Genomic DNA, 2,604 nt, shown 5'->3' on the forward strand with positions numbered 1-2,604 from the left:
GAAGTGGGGGGAGTGGGGGAAGTAGGGGAGAAAGAATTTTGCCAATGACAAATGACAACTGACAAATGACAAATGACAACTAACAACTGACAACTAACAACTGACTAATGACAAAATCAGATCCCAATCGAGTTTTACGGCGTTTACCCTTAGTTGTTGGGGGTTTAGGTGCTGTGCTTTTGTTAATGAATCGGTTGTTAACACCGCAACTGACAAACTCTCAAGCCCGAGGAGATGTGCTGGGGGTAATTCTGAGTGCGGTGTTAATTTTAACTGGTTTAATTTGGCAACAGGTACAGCCGCGTACACCTGAAACAGTAGAATTGATTGGGGAAGAGGGATTTTTTTTAGCAGCAGATTTACCAGAAGCCGCGAAAATAGAATTAGCCTGGGCATCGCGGTTATTATTAACAAATACAGTGACGCGATCGCTCATAGTCTACTATCAAGGTAAAGTTTTATTACGTCGTGGTATTTTGGCTGCTAAATCGGAAGTAGTCCCAGGAACAATTTTAAAAAAAGTATTAGAAACACAAAAGCCAATTTATCTAGTTGCTTTGTATGTTTATCCTGGTAAAATCGAATTTGATTATTTGCCAGAAAATACACAAGGTGTAATTTGTCAACCTATTGGTAAAGAAGGGGTTTTAATTTTAGCGGCAAATGCTCCCCGCAGTTACACTAAACAAGATGAAAACTGGATTGGGGGAATTGCCGATAAATTAGCTGTAACCCTTGGTGATTCTCGTTCCTAGACTCTGGCTAGGAATGCCGATTTTGAGGCTCTGCCTCCCGTTAATAGCGGCATAGCCGCCTGATAAACATTCCCAGTCAGAGACTGGGAACGAGATTGGCGAGATGATAAAAGTTATGAATTATGAATTATGCAAATTATTTATTTACTCTTAGTGGCTGTAATGTTTGTGGGGATTATTGGTGCTGTAGTTCCAGCGATACCTGGAAGTAGTTTGATTTTAATATCTATTATTATTTGGGGAATCGTGAGTAATTCCTTTGCAGCTATTAAAATTCCCCTGATTGTGACAATTATTGTTTTACTTCTGAGTACAGGAGTTGATTTCCTTGCTGGTTATATCGGAGCAAAACAAGCAGGTGCTAGTAAGTGGGGACAAATTGGCGCATTTGTGGGGTTGTTACTGGGATTTTTTGGATTACTACCAGCTTTACCTTTTGGTGGACCGTTATTAGGAATTTTATTTGGACCACTGTTAGGAGCAATTGTGGGTGAGTTCCTTTATCAAAGACGATTATGGCCTGCGGTAAAAGCTGGGATAGGAATTACTGTGGGAACGGTTGTGGGGAATTTGATTCAAGGTGTTTTAGCTATCAGTGCGGTGATAGTATTTTTATTGACGACTTGGCCGCAGGTATATGGTGGTTAATAATCAAAGTTTGTGTATCAATCAAAAATCAGGTTATTAGGAGTTACGCATTGACAGGAAACTTTAAGTATGTATAGTCCTAAAACCCATATTTCTCGTAGGGGTTTAGCACTGCTTATTGATGTCAACTTAACGTAAAACCTTTAGCCCGCCTGGGAATGAATTCCCAGTCTAATAGCAGAAGTCATCTGAAGATGACTAAACACTGGGAAAATTTACTAGTCCGTTTTAACGGACTTGAGCTATGAGACAGGGAATTTATTCCCTGGCGGTTGTGGAAGACAACAGATAAGCCATTTTTAACACCAATGAGCAGTGCTAAACCCCTACACATCTAGGTTATTTGTCGTTTCGCAAAACCTTATATCCCACGCGTGTTTAAAATAACTGTAAACCAGCTTTTGCTTCTTTGGAAATAGCTTCTACTTCGTCATTCACCAAAGTTGCTAGAATAGATTTAGCTTCATCACTACCCAAACGAGTTAAGGCTTGCACAACTCTGTAACGCACTTGCCAATCTGAATTAGTGCTATATGGAGCTAAGAGAGCAACTGCTTTTGGATCTCCCAATTCACCGAAGGAACTTATAGCCGCAGTTTGAATTAAACCATTATCGGAAGCGAGCGCTTGGGTAAGTAATTCAAAAGCTCGTGGATCTCCTAGTTCTCCCAATGTGGCAATAATGCTAAACTGGACTAGCCATTCTGGTGTTTCCTGGTAAAGCTTTTTTAAGTCTTCAAAAGCGTCATGCAATTTTAGCGCACCTAAACAGTCTGCTGCGGCGGATTGCACATCCGCTTCAGGATCATGTAATAAACCCCGTAAGATAGTCAAGGATAATGGTAAATCTTGTGTTCCCAGGGTATCCATTTGACTTACAGCAGAATAACGGACACGCGCACTTTTATCCTGAATGGCAATTTGTACTAATTCTAAAGCGATTTGTGGTTCTAGATCCCGAATTTGGTTAACTGCACGCAAGCGATCGCCTAAATTGTCAGAACGCAGTAACTCTTTTATACTATCAGCAGATACACTCATTTAATAGTCCCTTGTCAGTTGTCAGTTGTCAGTCGTCAGTTGTAAAAGAATATTGCTCTTACTTCCCCACACCTAGTAGTTCGTCAAATTTATTTTGACGGGTAATGATCGGAAAAAACTTCTGTTCTTCCCTCCCCTACCTCCCCTACCTCCCCTACCT

3 protein-coding genes are annotated in these 2,604 nt (G+C 40.7%); 2 read left to right on the forward strand and 1 reads right to left on the reverse strand.

What is annotated here, in order from left to right; translation table 11 throughout:
* Nucleotides 1-107: 107 nt before the first annotated feature.
* On the forward strand, nucleotides 108-755 hold the full coding sequence (locus AN486_RS26345; RefSeq protein WP_053539115.1) for a cofactor assembly of complex C subunit B: 648 nt from the start codon (nucleotides 108-110) through the stop codon (nucleotides 753-755).
* Nucleotides 756-884: 129 nt separating this feature from the next.
* Nucleotides 885-1,403 (forward strand): DUF456 domain-containing protein, encoded by a 519-nt coding sequence (locus AN486_RS26350; protein ID WP_053539116.1) that lies wholly within the window; start codon nucleotides 885-887, stop codon nucleotides 1,401-1,403.
* Between the two features lie 378 nt (nucleotides 1,404-1,781).
* On the opposite strand, the gene nblB is transcribed toward AN486_RS26350, so the two are convergent.
* On the reverse strand, nucleotides 1,782-2,444 hold the full coding sequence (gene nblB / locus AN486_RS26355) for a phycobilisome degradation protein NblB (protein WP_290603030.1): 663 nt from the start codon (nucleotides 2,442-2,444) through the stop codon (nucleotides 1,782-1,784).
* Between the last annotated feature and the right edge of the window lie 160 nt (nucleotides 2,445-2,604).

Source organism: Anabaena sp. AL93, assembly GCF_001672085.1.
Taxonomy (GTDB): domain Bacteria; phylum Cyanobacteriota; class Cyanobacteriia; order Cyanobacteriales; family Nostocaceae; genus Dolichospermum; species Dolichospermum heterosporum.

What these genes read in the sequence shown, in the direction of transcription:
- AN486_RS26345 (WP_053539115.1), top strand. Translation starts at nt 108, where the DNA reads ATGACAAAATCAGATCCCAATCGAGTTTTACGGCGTTTACCCTTAGTT.
- nblB (WP_290603030.1), bottom strand. Translation starts at nt 2,444, where the DNA reads ATGAGTGTATCTGCTGATAGTATAAAAGAGTTACTGCGTTCTGACAAT.
- AN486_RS26350 (WP_053539116.1), top strand. Translation starts at nt 885, where the DNA reads ATGCAAATTATTTATTTACTCTTAGTGGCTGTAATGTTTGTGGGGATT.